Below are 21,883 nucleotides of genomic sequence, written 5' to 3'. Positions count from 1 at the left end.
CGCGTCTGAACCCCATCACGCTTGCGTCAGCGGATATTGCTCCTTCAGCGTCTTCAGCACCTGGTCGCCCGGCATCGGCGCGCCGAACATGAAGCTCTGCACATATTCGCAGCCCATCTGGCGCAGTTCCAGCGCATCGCGTTCGTCCGAAATACCCTCGGCCACCACCGACAGGCCGAGCTCATGCGCCATGTTGACCATGGATTTGAGCAGCACGGCGCGCTTGGGTGTGCTGTCGTCGACAAAACTCTTGTCGATCTTGATGGTGTCGAAGGGGAAACGCGTCAGATAGGCGAGCGAGGAATAGCCGGTGCCGAAATCGTCCAGCGACAGGCCGATGCCGAGCTGCTTCAGCTTCGTCAGCACGTGGGCGGTCTGTTCCGGATTGTCCATCACCAGGGATTCGGTGAGTTCGAGCCGGAAGCAGCGCGGCTTCAGGTTGGCCCGTGCGATGACGGAGCGGACGTCGCTGACCAGATCGCGGCGGATGAGCTGGCGGCTGGAGAGGTTGACCGAGACCGACAGCGGCGCGTCGCCGATCTGCTTTTGCCACCCGGCGAGATCCTCGGCGGCCTGCTGCATGGCGAACAGCCCAAGCTGGACGATCAGCCCACAGCTTTCGGCGACTGGGATGAAATCGGCAGGCGGGATCATGCCGCGGCGCGGATGGTCCCAGCGCAGCAGAGCCTCGAAGCCGGCGACGCTGCCGTCTTCCAACCGTACGATCGGCTGGTAGGCAAGCGTGAATTCGCGCCGCTCGATGGCGCGCCGCAGGTCGGATTCGAACTGCAGCCGGTCGGTACCGACGGTGCGGAAAGCCGGGCGGAACGGCTCGATCCTGTCGCCGCCGAAACGCTTGGCCTGATGCATGGCAAGCTCGGCGTCCTTGACCATGTCCTCGGCCGAGGTTTGCGCCGAGGTCCAGGTGATCAGGCCGATCGAGGCGGTCAGCACGATCTCGCGCTTGGCGAAGGTGATCGGATTGTTGATCGCATGCTTGATGGCATCGGCCACGCCGGCGATGCGGGCAGGGTCCTGTTCGGAAAGCAGCATCAGGGCGAATTGGTCGCCGGCGAAGCGCGACAGTGAATCCTTCGGCTTCAAGAGCCGATGCAGCCGGCGCGCGATGGTGAGCAGGATGGTGTCGCCGGCCGAGATGCCGAGCCCGTCATTGACCTGCTTGAAGCGGTCGATGTCGATGACGAATACGGTCGGCCGGACTTTCTCCTCGGTGCGGGCGATCGAGATGATCGCCTCCAGCCGGTTCATGAACAGTTCGCGGTTCGGCAGGCCGGTCAAATTGTCGTGTACGGCGTCGTGCAGCAGCCGTTCCTCGGATTTCTTCTGCTCTGTGACGTCGACCATGGTGCCGACGCAGCGGATGACCTCGCCGTCCGATCCGATGACCGGGCGGGCGCGCAAGGCAAACCAATGATAATGCCCGTCGGCGCCGCGCAGGCGGAAGTTCTGCGACACCCGTCCGCGGCGGTGCTCCAGCACCACGTCGAGCGTCGTGCGGAACGTGTCGCGGTCGTCGGCATGCAGCACCGGCAGCCAGTTGCGCGCCGCACCCCCCAGGCTGTTGGGGGCCAGGCCGAGCTGGATGCTAACATCGGGTTTGGTGACGACGCGGTCGCGCAGCACGTCCCAGTCCCACACCGTATCGCCCGATCCGGCCACCGCCAGCGCCTGCCGCTCGAGGTCGGAGAACAGCCCTTGGTGCAGTGCACCGCCGGCAAAGGCGTGCTGCATGACGGTGAAGCCGATCAACAGGATGATCAGGATCAAGCCGCCGCCGAGCGCCGGCTGGGCGATGTCGTTGTCGAGCATGCCGGTGATCGCCATCCACGATCCGCATAGCCACAACAGCACCATGACCCAACTGGGCACCAGCATGATGGCGCGGTCGTAGCCGCGTATACCGAGGAAGATGATCAGGCCGAGCCCGGTCAGCGCCGTGGCGGCGAAGGATATCCTGGCGATGCCGGCGGCAACCGCCGGATCGACGATGGCGACACCGGCGATCAGCACAAGCCCGAGGATCCAGACCAGCGCGCCATAGCTGAAATGGCCGTGCCATCGGTTGAGGTTGAGATAGGCGAACAGGAAGACCACGAAGGTCGCCGCGAGCGCCACCTCCGTTCCCGCTCGCCACATCTGCTCGTTGCCGGGCGATATCTCTATGATCTTGTTGAGGAAACCGAAATCGACGCAGATATAGGCGAGCACCGCCCAGGCGAGTGCCGCGGTCGCCGGGAACATCGAGGTTCCCTTGACCACGAAAAGGATGGTCAGGAACAGGGCCAGAAGGCCGGCAATGCCGATGACGATGCCGCGAAACAGCGTGTAGGAATTGACCGAGTCCTTGTAGGATTCCGGATCCCACAGATAGACCTGCGGCAGCTTCGGCGAGGCGAGCTCGGCGATGAAGGTGATCACCGTGCCGGGGTTAAGCGTCACCCGAAACACGTCGGCGTCCGGGCTGGTCTGGCGGTCGAGCGCGAAGCCTTCGCTGGGCGTGATGGCGGCGATGCGGGTCGAGCCGAGGTCGGGCCAGAAGATGCCGGAATTCACCAGCCTGAAATGCGGCGCGACGATCAGCCGGTCGAGCTGCTGGTCGGTGGTGTTGGCGAGTGCGAACACCGCCCAGTCGCCGGTCGAGCGTGCATCGTTGGCCTCGACCTCGATGCGCCGCACGATGCCGTCCGGCCCGGGCGCGGTCGACACCTGGAAATTCTCGCCCTGGTTGCGGTAGATCTCGACGGCGCCCGAAAGGTCGAGAGCGACGTCGTCGCGGGCAATCTTGATCGGCTCGACGGCGAAGGCCGACGAAGCCGCGCACAGCGTCAGGATCGTCGCGATGATAGAGGCGAACAGCGGCCCGTTTCGCAGGAAATTCGTCAAAATCAGTCCTTCGTTCCAGCGCCCGGCGGATCGTCCGCGATCCGGGCGTAGAGGTAGTGGTCCTGCCAGATGCCGTTGATCCTGAGATAGGATCGAAGAAGTCCTTCGCGCCGGAATCCGGCTTTTTCAAGCACGCGGATCGACCGGATATTGTCGGGGATACAGGCCGCTTCGATCCGGTGCAACCTCAGCGTATCGAAGGCGAAGCGGGCCACCAGCTTGACCGCGTCGGTCATCAGGCCACGGCCGCCGAAGCGCTCGCCGATCCAGTAGCCGATATGGCCGCTTTGCGAGACACCGTGGCGAATGTTGCCGAGCGTGATTCCGCCCGCCAGCTTGCCACTCGACTTCTCGAAGATGAAGAAGGCGATCGCTGTTCCTTGTGCATAGTCCTCGCGGTAACGGCTGATGCGCAGCCGCCATGCCGTGCGGTCGAGCTCATCGGGCGTCCAGCGCGGCTCCCACGGTTCCAGGAAGGCGCGGCTTTCGCCGCCCACCGCGGACCACTCGCGATAGTCGTTGGTCAGCGGCACGCGCAACGTCACGCGTTCGCCCTTCAGTGCCGGCAGGTCACGGCGAAAGAAAGGGAGCGCGAACACGACGCTTTGGGGGCTTAGACGGCGAGCCTGCGGGCCGTGGTCTGCGTACCCGGAAGCGAATCGAGGATCGCCTCATATGGTGCCAGCGTACCCACAGGCCCGACAGCGGTAAGCGTCGGCTTGGTCGAGAACATCCGCGACGACAGGTCGGTCAGCCGTTCGATGGTCAGCGCCGACAGGCGCTCCATCAGCTCTTCCTTGGCGATCGGGCGGCCGAACAGAAGCAGTTGCCGCGCGATCTGCGAGGCACGGCTGGCCGGGCTTTCGGCGGACATGATCAGCCCGGCCCGATATTGGGCGCGCGCCCGGTCGAGTTCTTCCTGCAGGATGCTCTCGCCGGCCTTCTGCAGCTCGTCGATGATGACGGGCACGAGCTCCGCGATGTCGCTCTGCCCGGTCGCGGCATGGACGCCGAAGATGCCGGTGTCGGAAAAGCCCCAGTGGAAGGCATAGACCGAATAGCACAGGCCGCGCTTCTCGCGGACTTCCTGGAACAGGCGCGATGACATGCCGCCGCCAAGGATCATCGACAGCACCTGCGAGGCGTAGAAGTCGCGCACATGGTAGGCGCGGCCTTCGAAGCCCAGCACGATCTGCGCGTCCATCAGGTCGCGATCCTCGCGGAAATCGCCGCCGACATATTGCGCGTATTGCGGAATGGTGCTGTCGGCCTTGCTGCGGAAGCCGCCGAGCTGCTTTTCGACCTCGCGCACGAAATTGTCATGCTTGATGTCGCCGGCAGCCACGATCACCATCCGCTCGGCGCCATACTGGCGTTCGATGAAATCGTGCAACTGCTTGGAGGTGAAGGATTTGACGGTCTCCGGCGTGCCCAGGATCGAGCGGCCGATGGTCTGGTGGCGAAAGGCCGTCTCGGTGAAACGATCGAAGACGATATCGTCGGGCGTATCGTGCGCGGCGCCGATCTCCTGCAGGATGACGTGCTGCTCGCGCTCGAGTTCCTGCGGGTCGAATTCGGACTCCTGCAGGATGTCGGACAGGATATCGACGGCCAGCGGCACGTCGTCGGACAGCACCCTCGCATAGTAGGACGTCGTCTCGACACTGGTGGCGGCGTTGATCTCGCCGCCGACGTCCTCGATTTCCGAGGCTATTTCGAAAGCGCTTCGCCGCTTTGTACCCTTGAACGCCATGTGCTCGAGCAGATGGGCCATGCCATGCTCGTCGTCACGCTCGTTGCGCGCACCGGACTTGACCCAGGCACCAAGGGCAACCGATTCGATACTTGGAAGGGTTTCGGTGGCGACTGTCAGGCCGTTCGACAGACGGCTTACCTCAACACCCATATGGCTCTTACTCCCTAACGCGCCGCTCGCGCGCGGCGGCTGACGTAATCTTCCACCATTTTCAGGTCGGATGGAAGTACCGTGTATTTTTCCTCCGCTTTCATCAACCCGCCTAGCCATGCGGGCAGGGCGGGGTGGATACCGCTGGCGGCCTTGACCGCGGCTGGAAACTTTGCCGGATGAGCCGTACCCAGCACCACCATCGGCACGGCACCGGCGGGCCTGCCTGCGGCGACGTGGACCGCTGCCGCCGTATGCGGATCGAGCAGGTAATTGCTCGCTGCAAGCGTAGAGCGGATGGTGGCCGCGACTTCGTCCATATCGGCGCGGCCGGCGTCGAATTCGGATCGCATCCCGGTGATTTCCTGGGTTTCGATGGTGAAAGCACCCGACTGCTTGAGCCCGGCCATGTAACGCCGCACGGTCGAGGCATTGCGGCCGGAGGCCTCGAACAGCAGGCGCTCGAAATTCGACGACACCTGGATGTCCATCGACGGCGAGGTGGTCGCGAAGACGCCCTTTGTGCGGTATTCGCCGGTCTCGAAGGTGCGCGCCAATATGTCGTTGTCGTTGGTGGCGATGACCAGCCTTTCGATCGGCAGGCCCATCTTCTTGGCCGCGTAGCCGGCGAAGATATCGCCGAAATTGCCGGTCGGCACGGTGAAGGATACGGGCCTGTCCGGCGCTCCGAGCGACAAGGCCGAGGAGAAATAATAGACGATCTGGGCCATGATGCGGGCCCAGTTGATCGAGTTGACCCCTGAAAGCGCCACCCGGTCGCGAAAGCCGTGATCGTTGAACATGTCCTTGAGCAGGCCCTGGCAATCGTCGAAATTGCCATCGATGGCAAGCGCGTGAACGTTCTGCGCGGTCGATGTCGTCATCTGCCGCTGCTGCACGGGCGAGACGCGGCCATGCGGGAAGAGGATGAAGATGTCGGTGCGGCTGCGCCCGGCAAAGGCGTCGATGGCCGCCCCGCCGGTATCGCCCGACGTGGCGCCGACGATGGTGGCATGCTGGTCGCGCTCGGCGAGCACATGGTCCATCAGCCGGGCGAGCAACTGCATCGCCACGTCCTTGAAAGCCAGCGTCGGGCCATGGAAGAGTTCGAGGACGAAGGTGTTGGGAGCGATCTGCACCAGCGGGCAGACGGCCTCGTGGCGGAAGGTGGCATAGGCTTCACGCACCAGGCGCTCGAAGACCGGCGCCGGGATTTCGCCGCCAAGGAAGGGCGACAGCACACGGATCGCAAGGTCGGGATAGGCAAGGCCGCGCATGGCGCGGATCTCGGACGGCGAAAACTGCGGCCACTCGCGCGGCACATAGAGCCCGCCATCGCGCGCCAGGCCCGCCAGCACGGCGTCGGAAAATCCAAGCGCGGGCGCTTCCCCACGGGTACTCACATATTGCATGTCACAGATCCATTTGCCGTGTGGCTTTCCGTTCACCACAAGGTGGTTAATTTCTGCGCTGGCTCAGTCGCATTTTTGCCGCGCCGTTGATATACGTCACCAGCTTTGCGAGAGGGAAGTGGGAGTTTCATGGCGTTTCATACATTCAGCGGTCGCTTTGTGGCGGGTCTGGCGCTTACTGGCTTTATGCTCGCCGCCGCCGGTTGCCAATCGGGCGACAACGGTATCCTGAACCTCGGTTTCGGCAAGAAGGACCCGACCGCGCCGCCACCGCCGCAGGACCCCAAGATTCTGGCCAGCCAGTTGAACGCCTATTGTCCGAGAGTGACGGTGCGTGACGGCACGGCCTTCTTCAACACCTATGCCAACGAAGCTCGGAAGCCCAAGCCGAAGCTCAAGAAGACCGGCGACGCCGAGGCCGACGCTGCCGCCCAGGCTGCGGCCGACGCCGCCGCAGCCACTCCGCCGGACGATTCGGCGAGGATCATCTATCAGGCGTCGATCGCCGACGTGACGCGCGATTGCAGCCGTGCCGACGGGCAGCTGACGATGAAGATCGCGGTCGCCGGCAAGATCGTGCCGGGGCCGAAGTTCTCGCCCGGAACCATCACCATGCCGATCCGCACCGCGGTGATGCACGGCACCGACGTGCTCTACTCGCAGATTCACCAATATCAGGTCCAGGTCACCGATCCCTCGGTCGCCACCCAGTTCGTCTTCACCGATTCCAATGTGGTGGTGCCGGCGCCGACCGCCCAGGACTATCAGGCCTATGCCGGTTATGACGAAACCGCGCCCAAGACGACGACGGACAAGCCGAAGAAGACCCACAGGAAGCGGGCGGCAGCGACCAACTGAGCGGCCTTTAGACCCGCATGCATCGGGCTGGACGCTTGTCAGGCGTCCGCCGACCACTCCGACAGCGCGGCGATCACGCTTTTCAGTTCCGCCCAGCGACGGATCACTGTCTCGGCGCCGGCTTCCGTCAACGCATCGGCATGGCCGGGGTAGCTGTGGCTGGCGCCGGTGAAGCCGATCACGCGCATGCCGGCGGCCCTGGCGCCATGGACGCCGTGCACGGAATCCTCGATGACGAAAGTGTTCGCCGGCTTGGCGTTGAGTTTCTCCGCCGCCAACAGGAAGACGTCTGGAGCCGGCTTGGTTTTGCCGGTGGGCGTTTCCAGCGCCGAGAAGATGCGGCCGGCGAAAAACGGCAGCAGGTGCACCTTCTCCAGCATGAATTCTATTCGCTCCGAGCGTGAATTGGAGCAGATGCAGCGTTGCGTCGTGACCGATGCAACCGCCTCGCGCACGCCTTCGATGGCACGCACGTCGCTGCGCAGCTTCCGGTCGACCAGTTCTTCGGCGCGATCGATCAGCGACACCTGGAACGGGATTTTGGACTTCTCCTCGATCCGCATCAAAATGTCCTTGAAGGTCAGGCCGGCATAGGTCTCGGCGATTTCCTCGGCCGAGACCTCGTATCCGGCCAGGGTTATCAGCTCGGCCTCGACCCGCGCGGCGATGATTTCGGAATCGACGAGCACGCCGTCGCAATCGAAGATGACAAGATCTGGCTGGGGCATGAGGATCCGGGACAAGGAGGATGGAGGGATGGCCGCTACGGGCTCAGGCGGCGCGGCATACACCAATGGCACCGCCTTCGCAAACCCGGCAGGTCGTTGCGTCGGCCTTCACCGAATATTTACGCTGATCGGTAACCATAACAGACAGTAAAAACAGTAACGTGTGCCTGGGGTGTAAAAATGTCTGCAGTGCGTCTTCTCGACGAGCTTTCGCTTGCTCCCCAGCAATCCGAATGGCTGGACACGATCCTCAAGGGCGACTGCGTCGCGGCCCTCGACCGCCTGCCCGAGAAGTCGATCGACGTCATCTTCGCCGATCCACCCTACAATCTGCAGCTCGACGGCGACCTGCACCGCCCCGACCAGTCCAAGGTCGACGCGGTCGACGACGACTGGGACCAGTTCGAGAGCTTCGAGGCCTACGACGCCTTCACCCGCGCCTGGCTGCTGGCGGCGCGCCGCGTGCTGAAGCCGAATGGCACGATCTGGGTCATCGGCTCCTATCACAACATCTTTCGGGTCGGCGCCAAGATGCAGGACCTGGGCTTCTGGATCCTCAACGACGTCGTTTGGCGCAAGACCAATCCGATGCCGAATTTTCGCGGGCGCCGCTTCCAGAACGCGCATGAGACCATGATCTGGGCCTCGCGCGACCAGAAGGGCAAGGGCTATACGTTCAATTACGAGGCGCTCAAGGCGTCGAATGACGACATCCAGATGCGTTCCGACTGGCTGTTCCCGATCTGCACCGGTGGCGAGCGGCTGAAGAACGACAATGGCGACAAATTGCATCCGACGCAGAAGCCGGAGGCGCTGCTGGCTCGCATCATGATGGCCTCGACCAAGCCGGGCGACATCGTGCTCGACCCCTTCTTCGGCTCCGGCACGACCGGTGCCGTGGCCAAGCGTCTTGGCCGCCATTTCGTCGGCATCGAGCGCGAGCAGGCCTATATCGATGCCGCCAACGAGCGCATCGACGCCGTGCGGCCGCTGGAAGATGCCGACCTGACAGTGCTGACCGGCAAGCGCGCCGAGCCCCGCGTCGCCTTCGTCAGCCTGATTGACACCGGGCTGATGGTTCCGGGTGCGACGCTCTACGACGCCAAGAAGCGTTGGGCGGCCAAGGTGCGCGCCGACGGCACGGTGGCGATCGGCGACAGTGCCGGCTCGATCCACAAGATCGGAGCCGAAGTGCAGGGGTTGGACGCCTGCAACGGCTGGACCTTCTGGCACTATGAGCGCAGCGGCGGTTTGACCCCGATCGACGAACTTCGCCGCATCGCCAGGCTGGGCATGGAGCGGGCAGGGGGCTGAACCCCTGCCGCCCGTGCAATTTTGCGTTGATTCAAAATCTCAGCGGATTGCCGGAAGCGATTCAGATCACGCCTTGATTCCGAAGCGCTCAAGGTCTGCTTGAAGCGTCCTGGCGTCGGTGAACAGCACCGCTTGCCAGCCCGCCGCCCTGGCGCCGTCGACATTCTTCTGGCTGTCGTCGATGAACAGCGACGCCGACGGTTCGAGGCCGAATGAGGCGACGTGATGATCGTAGATCCTGCGATCGGGCTTGATCAGGCCGATCTCGGCGGACACCGTTATGCCGCGTGGGCGATCGAGGAATGGAAAACGGCCCCGTGCCTCGACGAACGTATCGGCGGCCCAATTGGTCAGCAGCGTCACGTCGTGGCCGGTGTCGATAAGCCTCTCCAGGATGGCGACACTGTCGTCGTAGGCATGCGGTGCCATTTCGTGCCAGTGGCGACGGAAATTGCGGATGTTTTCCGCGTGATCCGGATGTTCCGCGATGGCAAGCGCCTCTGCCTCTTCCCAGGTGCGGCCGCGGTCCTGCTCGATGTTCCAGTCATGCGTGCAGACATTGTCGAAGAACCATTTCCGCTCCGTCTCGTCGGGAATCAGCCGGCTGAACGGAATGTTGGGATCGTAATGGACCAGCACCTTGCCGATGTCGAAAACGATGTGGCGGATTTCAGTCATGGAGCCCCTTTCAATGCGGGCGTGGCTTTTTCGTCGCGCCGGGTATCGCCGCTTCGATTGCCTTTTTCATGACAGTGGGCAGCGCCTCCCCGGAAATTTCATGGGCCAGCGACCAGAAATGCCCCGCTGGCGCGGCACTGTCCACCTCGGCACGAAAGACATCGAGTTCGAGCGCGAAGTGGGTGAAGACATGCGCGATCTGACCGGCATGCCGCCAGTTGGCGGGGAAAGGCGCCGCCGCCTCGGTGATTGCGCCGTCGATCCGCGCGGTCCATGCGGTCGTCGGCACCTCGGTCATGCCGCCGAGCAGGCCCTTGTCCGGCCGCTTGCGCAGAAGAATGGCGCCGTCATCGCGCATGGCCACGAAAGCCGCGCCGCGCCGCCGAGGCTTGTCGGCTTTCGGCAGGCGTACCGGAAAATGCTCGGGGTCGCCTGAAACGACGGCGCTGCAGTCCTCGCGCAGTGGGCACAGCATGCAGCGTGGCCGGCGCGGGGTGCAGATCGTGGCGCCGAGATCCATCATCGCCTGGGCGAAGTCGCCCGGCCTTGTCGCCGGCACCATGCGTTCGACATGGGCGCGGATTTCGCCCTTGGCTTCGCTCAGCGGCGTCGTGATCGAAAACAGCCGGGAGATGACGCGCTCGACATTGCCGTCGACAACGGCGGCGGGGCGGTCGAAGGCGATCGCCGTGATGGCCGCCGACGTATAGGCGCCGATGCCGGGCAGGTCTCGCAAGGCGGCCTCCGTGTCGGGAAACCGGCCGCCGCGGGCGGCGACCAGATCGGCGCAGGCCTTGAGATTGCGGGCGCGGGAATAGTAGCCGAGCCCCGCCCAGGCCTTCATCACGTCCTCGGTCGGTGCCGCGGCCAGCGCCTCGACATCGGGCCACTTCTCGACAAAAGCGCGGAAATAGGATTTCACCGCCTCGACGGTGGTCTGCTGCAGCATGACTTCGGACAGCCAGATGCGGTAGGGGTCTGGCCTCGCGCCGCGCGCGTGCTCGCGCGGGGTCACGCGCCATGGCAATTCGCGGTGGTGCACGTCGTACCAGGCGAGCAGGCGCGACGCGGTATCGTCCGACATCGTCGTGTGGCTCTGGGCCTTGCGGGTCTGGTCTGCTGGTGCCATTGATCTGTATGGGCCTGGCCGGTATCTGCTGGGGTGATGGCTGGAGAACGTACATGGCAGGGAGAACGCCCTACGGCAATCCCGTCCCGGTGAGCGATCTTGCGACCAAAATCCTCGATCCGGTGCTACGCAAGCGGGCCGGCATCTCGATTGGCCTCGTCCAGTCCTGGGAAGAGATCGCGGGCCCGCGCCTCGCCAGCCGCTCGCGGCCTGAAAAGATCCAGTGGCCGCGCCGCCTGCATGAGGACGATCCATTCGAGCCGGCCGTGCTGGTCATCGCCTGCGAAGGCATGGCCGCACTTCATCTGCAGCACGAGACCGGCGAGATCATCAACAGAGTGAATGCCTTTCTTGGCTTCAACGCCATCGGCCGCATCAGGATCGTGCAAAAGCCGGTGACAACGGATAAGGCACGGCCCAAGCCGACCTTCAGGCCCCTGACGGCGGCGGAGCAGACGAAATTGTCCGGCACAGTCGAATTGATCGAGGATGAAGGACTGCGCGCCTCGCTGGAAAGGCTTGGCGCGACCATTCTTGGTGAAAAAAAGTCGAAAACCCCTTGAAGGCAGTCATGGATTTGTCGTCAACATCTCGCATTCGTGATCGCCTTTGTCAGGTTTCGCGATTGGATTGGGGACGGAGATGCCTTAATTCGCGCCAACTCTCGCCTTTTCGTGCCTTTGCATCGCAAAATTCAACCCTTGTCAGGTGATTCGTATGAACCGTCCCTCGTTCGGCAAAAGTCTGTCTCGCAGAAACGTCCTGTCTTCGCTGGCCGCCATTCCGGCGGTCGCCCTGCTCGCCGCCTGCAGTGACTCCGGCGAACAGGCCAAGGCGGCGGATGTGAAGCCTGCTGACCCGGCCACTCCGGCAAAGCCGGCCACGCCGGCGGCGGTCCAGGTGCCGGAAGCGCAGGGAACCGTCGACATGGCGGAACTGTTGAAGCCGGGCGCGCTGCCCGACAAGCAGCTCGGCAAGGACGACGCCAAGGTCACCATCGTCGAATACGCCTCGATGACCTGCCCGCATTGCGCACATTTCGCCGAGACCACCTTCCCGGAACTGAAGACGAAGTACATCGATACCGGCAAGGCCCGCTACATCCTGCGCGAATTTCCGTTCGATCCGAGCGCGGAAGCCGGTTTCATGCTGGCGCGCTGCGCCAAGGATAACTATTTTCCGATGGTCGACGTGCTGTTTCGGCAGCAAGCGAACTGGGTTGGCGTCCAGAACACCAAGGATGCGCTGCTGCAAATCTCGAAGCTTGCCGGTTTTACACAGGAGTCCTTCGAGGCCTGCTTGACGGACCAGAAACTTCTGGACGATGTGAGATCGGTCCAGAAGCGCGGCGCCAATGAATTCAAGGTCGACTCGACACCGACCTTCTTCATCAACGGTAAGACCTACAAAGGGGCGATGTCGATTGAGGAAATATCGGCCATCATCGACCCTCTGCTCTGACATCGGCTCAGCGCTGAAGCGGCAGCGCTCCGGCGCTGCCCGCTCTAGCGTTTTGACGCGGTTTCTTGTCGCAAAACCGCGGAACACTTTCGCGGAACCCGCCTGTGAGGCGCGTGAATGAAGTTTTCGCGCCTCCGCCTTCTCGGCTTCAAGTCGTTCGTCGAGCCCGGCGAGTTCGTCATCGAACGCGGCCTGACGGGCATTGTCGGGCCGAACGGCTGCGGCAAGTCGAACCTGGTCGAGGCGCTGCGCTGGGTGATGGGCGAAAGCTCCTACAAGAACATGCGCGCGTCCGGCATGGACGACGTGATCTTTTCCGGTTCGGGCACCCGGCCCGCGCGCAACACCGCCGAGGTCACGCTTTTCCTCGACAACAGCGACCGTTCCGCGCCCGCCGCCTTCAACGATGCCGACGAATTGCAGGTATCGCGACGCATCGAGCGCGAGGCCGGTTCGCTCTACCGCATCAACGGCAAGGAAGCGCGTGCCAAGGACGTGCAGCTTCTGTTCGCCGACCAGTCGACCGGCGCGCGCTCGCCGTCGATGGTAGGCCAGGGCCGTATCGGCGAACTGATCCAGGCCAAGCCGCAGGCGCGTCGCGCGCTGCTCGAAGAGGCGGCCGGCATTTCCGGCCTGCACACACGCCGCCACGAAGCCGAACTGCGGCTGAAGGCGGCCGAACAAAACCTCGAACGCCTGGACGATGTCGTCGGCGAGCTCGAAAGCCAGATCGAAAGCCTGAAACGCCAGGCGCGCCAAGCATCCCGTTTCAAGAACCTGTCGGCCGACATCCGCAAGGCCGAAGCGACATTGCTGCACCTGCGCTGGACGCTGGCCAAGACACAGGAAGGCGAGGCGCGCTCGGCGCTGGCTGTCGCCACGGCACTGGTCGGCGACCGCGCCGCCGCGCAGATGAACGCGGCCAAGGAGCAGGGCATCGCTGCCCATCGCTTGCCCGACCTGCGCGACGCTGAAGCCGCCGCCGCCGCTGCTTTCCAGCGCCTGTCGATCGCCAGGTCGCAGATCGAGGAAGAGGCGGGCCGCATCCGCGCCCGCCAGGCCGAACTCGAGCGGCGTTTGCAGCAGCTCGACGGCGACATCGCCCGCGAGGAGCGGATGGTGCGCGACAATGCCGACGTTCTCGAGCGCCTGCGCACCGAGGAAGCCACGCTGAATTCCGAGAATGCCGGCGCCGCCGAGCGCGAGGCCACCACCCGCGCGGCATTCGAGCAGGCTGCATCGATGCTTGCCGGCAGCGAAGCCAAACTGGCCACGCTGACCGCCGAACGGGCCGAGGCCGCCGCCTCGCGCCATCAGATCGAACGGACTTTGCGCGAGACCGCCGAGCGCCGCGACCGCTTCGCCCGCCAGCTCGCCGAGGTCGACCGCGAATTGTCGGACATCCTCTCCAAGGTGGCCGGCCTGCCGGATCCGGCCGAAAAGCGCGTGCTGGTCGAACAGGCCATGGCGCTGCTGGAGGAGGCCGAAGCCGCCGTGGCGCAAGCCGAACAGTCGGTCATCGATGCCCGCGCCGCGGAAAGCACCGCCCGGCCGCCGCTTCAGGACGCCAGGGCCGAACTGGCGCGGATCGAGACCGAAGCGCGCACGCTGGCCAAGATCCTGAACGCCGCCAGCGGCGATCTTTTCCCCTCCGTGCTGGAACAGATCAGCGTCGAACGCGGTTTCGAAACGGCGCTGGGCGCCGCCCTTGGCGAAGACCTCGACGTTCCGCTCGACCGCAGCGCACCGGTGCACTGGGGTGAAAGCGCGATCCAGCCCGGCGACGCGCCCCTGCCCGAAGGCATCAAAAACCTTGCCAGCGTGGTTCGCGCCCCGGCGCAGCTTGCCCGCCGCCTGGCGCAGATCGGCATTGTCGAAGCCGCGGACGGCCGCCGGCTGCAGGCACTGCTCGCGCCCGGCCAGAGGCTGGTCAGCCGCGAGGGCGCGCTCTGGCGCTGGGACGGACTTGCCGCCAGCGCCGATGCGCCGACCGCCGCGGCGCAACGCCTGGCGCAGAAGAACCGGCTTGCGGAGCTCGATGCGGAGGCGGTGCAGGCGACGCTCGTCCTGCGTCACGCCGAGGAGAATTTGGCTGAGGCCGAACAGGCGCTTCGCTTGGCCAGTGAGGCCGAGCGCAACACACGCCAGGCCGGACGCGACGCCCAGCATCGGCTGGATGCCGCCCGCAACGCGTTGGCCGAGGCCGAGAAAGCCGGCGGCGAATTGTCGAGCCGGCGCGCGGCACTCGATGAGGCGCGTGCCCGTATCGTCGACAGCCATGAGGAGACGTCGGCTGCCTTCGTCGAGGCCGAGATGCTGCTGCAGGACGCGCCTGATCTCGGCGACCTGCAATTGCAGCTCGAACAGTCCTCGGCCAATGTCGCCCGCGACCGCGCCACCCTTGCCGACGCCCGTGCCGTCCATGAGGGGCTGCGGCGCGAAGCCGAGGCGCGCGCACGCCGGCTCGATGCCATCGGCGCCGAACGCAGCAATTGGCTGGTACGCGCCGAAAATGCCTCGACGCAGATCGCATCGCTCAGCGAGCGCAAGGCCGAGGCCGAGGCGGAGCGCGAGCGGCTGGCCGACGCCCCCGACGAAATCGATGCCAAACGGCGCGCGCTGCTGTCGCAACTCACCGAGGCCGAAACCTTGCGCAAGGCGGCCGCCGACCGCCTGCAGGAAGCGGAAAGCAGGCAGGCCGAATTGGACAAGGCGGCCACCGGCGCCATCCAGTCGCTGGCCGAGGCCCGCGAGACCCGCGTCCGCGCCGAGGAACGGCTGACCGCGGCCGACGAGCGCCGGCTGGAGATCGAGGCGCGCATCCAGGAAACGCTGAACACGCCGCCGCATCTGGTGATCCGCCATACCGGCCTGGAAGCCGACGATCCGATGCCTGAAATGGGCGAGATCGAACGCCAGCTCGACCGGCTGAAGATCGAACGCGAACGGCTCGGCGCCGTCAATTTGCGCGCCGAGGAAGAACAGAAGGAGCTGTCCGACCGACTGGAGGCAATCGTCTCCGAGCGCGAGGACATCATCGAGGCGATCCGCAAGCTCAGGCAAGCGATCCAGAGCCTCAACCGCGAAGGCCGCGAGCGGCTGCTGGCCGCCTTCGATGTCGTCAACAGCCACTTCCAGCGGTTGTTCTCGCATCTGTTCGGTGGCGGGACGGCGGAATTGCAGCTGATCGAATCCGAGGATCCGCTCGAGGCGGGGCTCGAAATCCTGGCCCGCCCGCCTGGCAAGAAGCCGCAGACCATGACACTGCTGTCGGGCGGCGAGCAGGCGCTGACGGCGATGTCGCTGATCTTCGCCGTGTTCCTGACCAACCCTGCGCCGATCTGCGTGCTCGACGAAGTCGACGCGCCGCTCGACGACCACAATGTCGAACGCTTCTGCAACCTCATGGATGAGATGGCCAAAACCACCGAGACGCGGTTCGTCATCATCACCCACAACCCGATCACCATGGCGCGCATGGACCGGCTGTTCGGCGTGACCATGGCCGAGCAGGGCGTCAGCCAGCTCGTTTCGGTCGACCTGCAGGCCGCCGAGGCCATGCGCGAGGCGAGCTGAGCCCGTCTAGAAATAGGTTCTCGGCGCGACAAGGTCGTTTTGCTGGCGAAGGTAGAAGCAATAGAAGCCGAACGCGGCGGCGAACCACATGAATCCCTCGCCCATCGACAGCCGGTTGTTCGAATTGCTAAGGATGCTGATGGCGAAGAAGACCAGCGTCGAGAGGTAGCAAGGCCATACGGCCGGAGCGATCAACCTGGCCCGCACGGCCAGCAGAACCTGCCTGGACGACCAGATGTAGAGAAACGCGAAGAACGCCAGCCCGACCACACCATAGCGCACACCTATTTCCAGATAGCCGTTGTGGAAAACGTTGAAGATCATCGGATGATAGGTTCTGTTCTGCCATTCGGTGAGCCAGCTGGAACTGGCTCCGAAGATCGGGTGGCGTTTCCAGATATCGAGCGCGTCGGCCCACAGCATCAGCCGTTCCTTGGCCGCAAGCGGAACCGTGTTGCTGGCGATGGCGCGGTCGAAGGCTGGCAGTACGCCATGGCTCAAGACGTCCGAAACCAGGCTTCTGACGAAGATCATGGTGTCGCCGGCAGTGGACCAGAAGATGCCTTGCGCGGCGACAACGCCGGCCGCCACTATTCCCAGCACGCCGCCCCCGACCATCAGTTCGCGGCGATGGCCTCTCGCCAGGATCATGACTGCCAACAAGACGAGCACGAGCGCCAGCGCGAGCCAGACACCCTTTGACCGCAGCGCGATGATGTTGACGAGGGCGAACAGCAGTACGGCTGCCGACAGCGCCCAGTACATGCTCCTGGTTGTGGTGCTCAGGTCCGTTCTCTGAGCGGTGTGGGCGATGAACTGCAGCGTGCAGAGGAAGATGAAACCAGCCGCCAACGATGCATGAATGGGATTGTTGAAAAGCCACGGCACTGGCCTGGTGCCATGAAGGATGTCCGAATAGCCTGTATCCGCCGCCAGGAAGACAAGGCTGAGGATCATGAACCACAGGACGAGCCGCTCGGGCCGCCTGACGAACAGCAGAAACGCGAAGCCTGTCGTCGCATAAAACAGCGGAAACAGGTAGATGCCTTCGGCGCCGCCCAATTGGTGGCTGTCGAAATAGACGATCGCCAGCCGGATGAAGACATACAGCGACCAACCCACGCACAGGCCGCCGACCCATCCGATCAGCGGCTTGCTGTAGGTCCACAGATCCACCCTGAGCCAGCGGATCGCGGCGACCACGGCAAGCGCCATCCCCGCAAAGCGGTAGGTGTCGGCCTCGCGCCAGACTGCAGAGGCAAGCGCGAGAATGGCGAATGCCGCAAGGAACTGCAGCAAGGTGCTGCGCGGCACGTCGTCCCTCGCGTAGTCCGGGATTTCCTTCGGCAAGGGCGGCCGCAAAAACACGTGATGCAGGCGGCGCAGCTCGTCCCAGGCTCGTGACATGCCGGCGCTCAGCCGGCTCCACCCGCCAAGCCTTGCGGATTTGTAGCTGCCCGAGGGGCCGGCTATGCCTGATATTGCACTGCTCTTGGCAAAGCCAAGCAGGTTTTGGCGGACCGAATAGACTTTCAGGCCGGTATCCCAAAAGCGTTCGAGCGCGACGTCCCACGGCATTTTCATTACCGCGAGCGCCGACAATAGCCCCTTCGCGCCCTCCCGCGTCACCAGATAGGCGGCGGCCGACCCCTGCGGGCCATGCAGGGCGCGACCGATCTCGTCACCTTGCGTCGTCTTCACGGCGCGCATGAAGAAGCTCATGCGATGGTTAGTCAGCTTGATAACGTCGAAATCCGGCACCGCGGCGATGATGGCCTCGACGCGTCGTATGGTATCTTCGCCGAACAGGACGTCGTCCTCGACTATTAGGCCATGGGCGCTGCCACCGGCTAGGAACGTTTCCAGCGCCTGGATATGGCTGCGGTAACAGGCATATTCGCCGGGCAGGATGTCGCGCCCGCTCAGCTTTTTCGCGGTTGGAAGATCGATCTCCGTCCAGTCCTCCTTGGGCAGTGTGCGGCCGTCGACGGCGGCAATGCGCTGCAAGGTCAGGCCGGCCGCCTCGGCGCTGGCCAGCAATCCGCTCCAGCGGCAGGTCTCCCGATCGAGGTTGATGGCGAAGATAGGAAGGTTCATTGAAGTTCCGTTTCGGATCGTCATCCCACTTGGTCGAATCCCTGACGACCTAGTGTGGACGGCCAACTTCTCTTTTGTGTCTCACTGCGACATTCTGCAAGAGACCCAAGAAATAGCGGACGGCAAGTGACTGATCGGAGCTCCCCGCCGCAGCGTATCGTCTACCAACCCTTCAACCGCTCATGCCGGAATTCGGATCGGTCTTGAAGCCTTGGATTTTGAGTCCTTGGATCAGGCAAAATTGATTCTAAAGGCCTGACGCCATGCAGATCATCAGCGTGTTTTGTAACACTCGGCTTTTTCAGCACTCTCTAAGAGAATGGCTGGGGCGCCAGGATTCGAACCTGGGAATGTCGGTACCAAAAACCGATGCCTTACCACTTGGCGACGCCCCAATAGCCGTCAGAGTCGCTTGTGCGGCGCGTTATTAGCAGAGCAGCCGAAAAGCACAATGCTTATAAGCGATGCCGAGAACGCCCTGCACGGCATGGTGCTGCCGACCATGTGAAGCGCTATTCGCTCCACACTGCCAACTCGTTGCCGGCCGGATCGACAAAGTGGAAACGCCGGCCGCCGGGGAATGAGAAGATCGGCTTGACGATCGTGCCGCCGGCACTTTCCACGGCGCGCAGGGTTTTCTCCAGATCCCTGCTGTAGAGCACGGGCAGGGGCTTGGCCGGTGCTTCCTCGGCCTCGGCCTGAAAACCTCCGTCCCACCCTTCAGCAAAGGCCGAATAAGTCGCCCCGTAGTCGGTGAACGACCAGGCGAAGGCGGAACTGTAGAAACCCTTCAGCCGGTCCAGCGTCCCGCCGGTCGCCGGCATTTCCAGATAGTCGAGTTTTCCATCCTGTTTCATGGGATACCCCTTTGTTCCCTTTATGTTCTAGTGGGGGCGTAGTGAGGTGGCAAGTCTTTTTTGCCGCACCCTTGGACATCGCTTTTTCTTAATCGATTGTAGGCGTCGGACGACTTTGCCGGCACCTTGCCTTTCGCACTGCAGCATCATATCGCTCCAAGGTCGGACGCGGCGGAACCATTGGTTTCGTCAACCTTTCCAATCTCCCGCAACCGGAGAGCAAGCATGACCAAATGGGTTTTCACCTTTGGCGATGGTGCGGCGGAAGGCCGTGCCAGCGACAGGAATCTGCTGGGCGGCAAGGGCGCCAATCTGGCCGAAATGTGCAGCCTTGGCTTGCCGGTGCCGCCGGGCTTCACCATCACCACCGAGGTCTGCAACGCCTACTATGCGAACGCCCGCGCCTACCCGGCGGGCCTGGAAGCCGATGTCGCGGTCGCGCTCGACCACATTGGCCAGCTGACCGGCCGCCGGTTCGGCGACCCGTCGAAGCTGCTGCTGGTGTCGGTGCGTTCCGGGGCCCGCGCCTCGATGCCTGGCATGATGGATACCGTGCTCAATCTCGGCTTGAACGACGAGACCGTCGAGGCGCTGGCCGGCGATTCCGGCGATGCGCGCTTTGCCTATGACAGCTATCGCCGCTTCATCCAGATGTATTCCGATGTGGTCATGGGTCTCGATCACGAAGTGTTCGAGGAAATCCTGGAAGACCAGAAGGCGAGCCTCGGCCACGAACTCGACACCGAACTGACGGCCATCGAATGGCAAGGCGTGATCGCACTCTACAAGGCCAAGGTCGAGGAGGAGCTCGGCAAACCCTTCCCGCAGGATCCGCATGAGCAGCTCTGGGGAGCCATTGGCGCCGTGTTTTCGAGCTGGATGAACAACCGCGCCATCACCTACCGGCGCCTGCACGACATCCCCGAAAGCTGGGGTACGGCGGTCAATGTCCAGGCCATGGTGTTCGGCAACATGGGCGAGACCTCGGCCACCGGCGTCGCCTTCACCCGCAATCCGTCGACCGGCGAAAAGCAGCTCTATGGCGAGTTCCTGGTCAATGCGCAGGGCGAGGATGTCGTCGCCGGCATCCGCACGCCGCAGAACATCACCGAGGCGGCACGCATAGCCGCCGGCTCCGACAAGCCGTCCTTGCAGAAGCTGATGCCCGACGCCTTCCAGTCCTTCGTGACGATCTCCGACAGCCTGGAAAAGCACTACCGCGACATGCAGGACCTCGAATTCACCATCGAGCGCGGCAAGTTGTGGATGCTGCAGACCCGGTCCGGCAAGCGCACCGCCAAGGCGGCGCTGAAGATCGCCGTCGAAATGGCCAGGGACGGCCTGATCACAAAGGAGGAAGCAGTCGCCCGCATCGATCCAGCCTCGCTCGACCAATTGCTGCACCCGACCATCGACCCGAAGGCCGCGCGAGACGTCATCGGCGTCGGCCTGCCGGCATCTCCAGGCGCTGCCACCGGCGAGATCGTCTTTTCCTCCGGCGATGCCGAGGATCTGAAGGCGCAAGGGCGCAAGGCGATCCTTGTGCGCATCGAGACCAGCCCCGAGGACATACATGGCATGCATGCGGCGGAAGGCATCCTGACCACGCGCGGCGGCATGACCAGCCATGCCGCCGTCGTCGCACGCGGCATGGGCAAGCCCTGCGTCTCCGGCGCCGGCTCGCTGCGCGTCGACTACAAGGCCGGCACGCTGCTCTCGATGGGGCAGACTTTCCGCAAGGGCGACATCATCACCATCGATGGCGGCAACGGCCAGGTGCTGAAGGGCGCCGTGGCGATGCTGCAGCCCGAACTCTCAGGCGATTTCGCCGCCATCATGGAATGGGCGGACGCGGTGCGGCGCATGAAGGTGCGCACCAATGCCGAAACGCCGCTCGATGCCCGCATGGCGCGCTCCTTCGGCGCGGAGGGCATCGGACTTTGCCGCACCGAGCACATGTTCTTCGACGGCGCTCGCATCGTCGCCATGCGCGAGATGATCCTGGCCGACACCGAGAAGGACCGCCGCACCGCCCTTGCCAAGCTTCTGCCGATGCAGCGCTCGGATTTTCTGGAACTCTTCGAGATCATGGCCGGCCTGCCGGTGACGATCCGCCTGCTCGACCCGCCGCTGCACGAATTCCTGCCCAAGACCGAGGAGGAGGTGGCCGAAGTCGCCGCCGCCATGAACGTGTCGCCGGACAAGCTCCGGCAGCGCACCGACGCCCTGCATGAATTCAACCCGATGCTCGGCCATCGCGGCTGCCGGCTGGCCGTCTCTTATCCCGAGATCGCCGAGATGCAGGCGCGCGCCATCTTCGAGGCCGCCGTCGAGGCCGGCAAGAAGGCCGGCGCGCTGGTGGTTCCCGAGATCATGGTGCCGCTGGTCGGCCTGGTGAAGGAACTCGATTACGTGAAGGCGCGCATCGACGCGGTCGCCAAGAGCGTCATGGACGAGACCGGCGTCAAAATCGACTATCTGACTGGAACCATGATTGAGCTCCCCCGCGCGGCGATCCGGGCCCATGTCATCGCCGCTACAGCCGAGTTCTTCTCCTTCGGCACCAACGACCTTACCCAGACCACTTTCGGCATTTCGCGTGACGATGCTGCCTCTTTCCTGGAGACCTACCGCCAGAAGGGCATCATCGAGCAGGATCCGTTCGTCTCGCTCGACATCGATGGTGTCGGCGAACTGGTGCGCATGGCTGCGCAAAAGGGCAGGGCGACGCGGCCCGACATCAAGCTCGGCATCTGCGGCGAACATGGCGGCGACCCGGCATCGATCCGGTTTTGCGAGGAGGTCGGGCTCGACTATGTGTCGTGCTCGCCCTATCGCGTGCCGATCGCCAGGCTGGCGGCCGCGCAGGCAGCTGTGCAGATGGCGAAGACCGGGCGCGGATAGGACGCCAGCCCGGATCGAAGCTTACGGTTTTGTATGAAAGCTCACGCGAACGTGCTGAT

Annotated in this window: 15 protein-coding genes and 1 tRNA gene; 6 read left to right on the top strand and 10 right to left on the bottom strand. The window is 63.9% G+C overall.

Features of this window, described 5'->3' with window-relative positions; genetic code table 11:
* Positions 1 to 15: 15 nt before the first annotated feature.
* Genes LB568_RS03070 through thrC form a run of 4 tightly spaced genes read right to left on the bottom strand, consistent with a single transcriptional unit; the run spans position 16 to position 6,222 of the window.
* Entirely contained in the window at positions 16 to 2,904 is a 2,889-nt protein-coding gene (locus LB568_RS03070) for an EAL domain-containing protein (protein ID WP_224729023.1), read from the bottom strand.
* A 2-nt stretch (positions 2,905 to 2,906) separates the two neighbouring features.
* Complete coding sequence (locus tag LB568_RS03065) at positions 2,907 to 3,503, bottom strand: GNAT family N-acetyltransferase (RefSeq protein WP_224729022.1); 597 nt, start codon at positions 3,501 to 3,503, stop codon at positions 2,907 to 2,909.
* Between the two features lie 14 nt (positions 3,504 to 3,517).
* Positions 3,518 to 4,810, bottom strand: coding sequence for a M16 family metallopeptidase (locus LB568_RS03060; RefSeq protein ID WP_013896639.1), 1,293 nt, complete (start codon positions 4,808 to 4,810; stop codon positions 3,518 to 3,520).
* A 14-nt stretch (positions 4,811 to 4,824) separates the two neighbouring features.
* Positions 4,825 to 6,222: a threonine synthase gene (gene thrC / locus LB568_RS03055; RefSeq protein ID WP_224729021.1), complete on the bottom strand. Its 1,398-nt coding sequence runs from the start codon at positions 6,220 to 6,222 to the stop codon at positions 4,825 to 4,827.
* Between the two features lie 129 nt (positions 6,223 to 6,351).
* Between thrC and LB568_RS03050 the strand changes: the two genes are divergently transcribed.
* Positions 6,352 to 7,080 carry a hypothetical protein gene (locus LB568_RS03050; RefSeq protein WP_140574337.1) on the top strand — a complete coding sequence of 243 codons (729 nt, stop codon included), beginning with the start codon at positions 6,352 to 6,354 and terminating at the stop codon, positions 7,078 to 7,080.
* A gap of 38 nt (positions 7,081 to 7,118) precedes the next feature.
* Here the strand turns inward: LB568_RS03050 and LB568_RS03045 are convergent, their stop codons facing one another.
* Positions 7,119 to 7,808, bottom strand: coding sequence for an HAD family hydrolase (locus LB568_RS03045; RefSeq protein ID WP_013896636.1), 690 nt, complete (start codon positions 7,806 to 7,808; stop codon positions 7,119 to 7,121).
* Positions 7,809 to 7,988: 180 nt separating this feature from the next.
* Between LB568_RS03045 and LB568_RS03040 the strand changes: the two genes are divergently transcribed.
* Complete coding sequence (locus tag LB568_RS03040) at positions 7,989 to 9,122, top strand: site-specific DNA-methyltransferase (protein WP_023764471.1); 1,134 nt, start codon at positions 7,989 to 7,991, stop codon at positions 9,120 to 9,122.
* A gap of 66 nt (positions 9,123 to 9,188) precedes the next feature.
* On the opposite strand, the gene LB568_RS03035 is transcribed toward LB568_RS03040, so the two are convergent.
* Entirely contained in the window at positions 9,189 to 9,800 is a 612-nt protein-coding gene (locus LB568_RS03035; RefSeq protein ID WP_224729020.1) for an HAD family hydrolase, read from the bottom strand.
* Between the two features lie 10 nt (positions 9,801 to 9,810).
* A complete protein-coding gene (gene mutY / locus LB568_RS03030) occupies positions 9,811 to 10,929 on the bottom strand; it encodes an A/G-specific adenine glycosylase (protein ID WP_041164369.1) in 1,119 nt (372 codons plus the stop codon).
* 53 nt (positions 10,930 to 10,982) lie between these two features.
* Between mutY and LB568_RS03025 the strand changes: the two genes are divergently transcribed.
* The 3 genes from LB568_RS03025 to smc all read left to right on the top strand — a co-directional run bounded on the left by LB568_RS03025 (position 10,983) and on the right by smc (position 15,966).
* Entirely contained in the window at positions 10,983 to 11,492 is a 510-nt protein-coding gene (locus tag LB568_RS03025) for a DUF721 domain-containing protein (protein ID WP_013896632.1), read from the top strand.
* 154 nt (positions 11,493 to 11,646) lie between these two features.
* Entirely contained in the window at positions 11,647 to 12,390 is a 744-nt protein-coding gene (locus LB568_RS03020) for a DsbA family protein (RefSeq protein ID WP_013896631.1), read from the top strand.
* A 117-nt stretch (positions 12,391 to 12,507) separates the two neighbouring features.
* Positions 12,508 to 15,966 carry a chromosome segregation protein SMC gene (gene smc / locus LB568_RS03015; protein ID WP_224729019.1) on the top strand — a complete coding sequence of 1,153 codons (3,459 nt, stop codon included), beginning with the start codon at positions 12,508 to 12,510 and terminating at the stop codon, positions 15,964 to 15,966.
* Positions 15,967 to 15,972: 6 nt separating this feature from the next.
* Here the strand turns inward: smc and LB568_RS03010 are convergent, their stop codons facing one another.
* The 3 genes from LB568_RS03010 to LB568_RS03000 form a co-directional block, all read right to left on the bottom strand.
* On the bottom strand, positions 15,973 to 18,063 hold the full coding sequence (locus LB568_RS03010) for an O-antigen ligase family protein (protein WP_224729018.1): 2,091 nt from the start codon (positions 18,061 to 18,063) through the stop codon (positions 15,973 to 15,975).
* Between the two features lie 320 nt (positions 18,064 to 18,383).
* Positions 18,384 to 18,458, bottom strand: a tRNA-Gln gene (locus tag LB568_RS03005).
* Positions 18,459 to 18,575: 117 nt separating this feature from the next.
* Positions 18,576 to 18,920, bottom strand: coding sequence for a VOC family protein (locus LB568_RS03000; protein ID WP_224729017.1), 345 nt, complete (start codon positions 18,918 to 18,920; stop codon positions 18,576 to 18,578).
* Positions 18,921 to 19,145: 225 nt separating this feature from the next.
* Between LB568_RS03000 and ppdK the strand changes: the two genes are divergently transcribed.
* A complete protein-coding gene (ppdK, locus tag LB568_RS02995) occupies positions 19,146 to 21,824 on the top strand; it encodes a pyruvate, phosphate dikinase (RefSeq protein ID WP_224729016.1) in 2,679 nt (892 codons plus the stop codon).
* Positions 21,825 to 21,883: the final 59 nt, after the last annotated feature.

The sequence above is a fragment of the Mesorhizobium sp. B263B2A genome (assembly GCF_020165775.1).
Taxonomy (GTDB): domain Bacteria; phylum Pseudomonadota; class Alphaproteobacteria; order Rhizobiales; family Rhizobiaceae; genus Mesorhizobium; species Mesorhizobium opportunistum.
The sequence above is the reverse complement of the archived record's forward strand: the minus strand, read 5'-3'. Positions and strand labels throughout refer to the sequence as shown.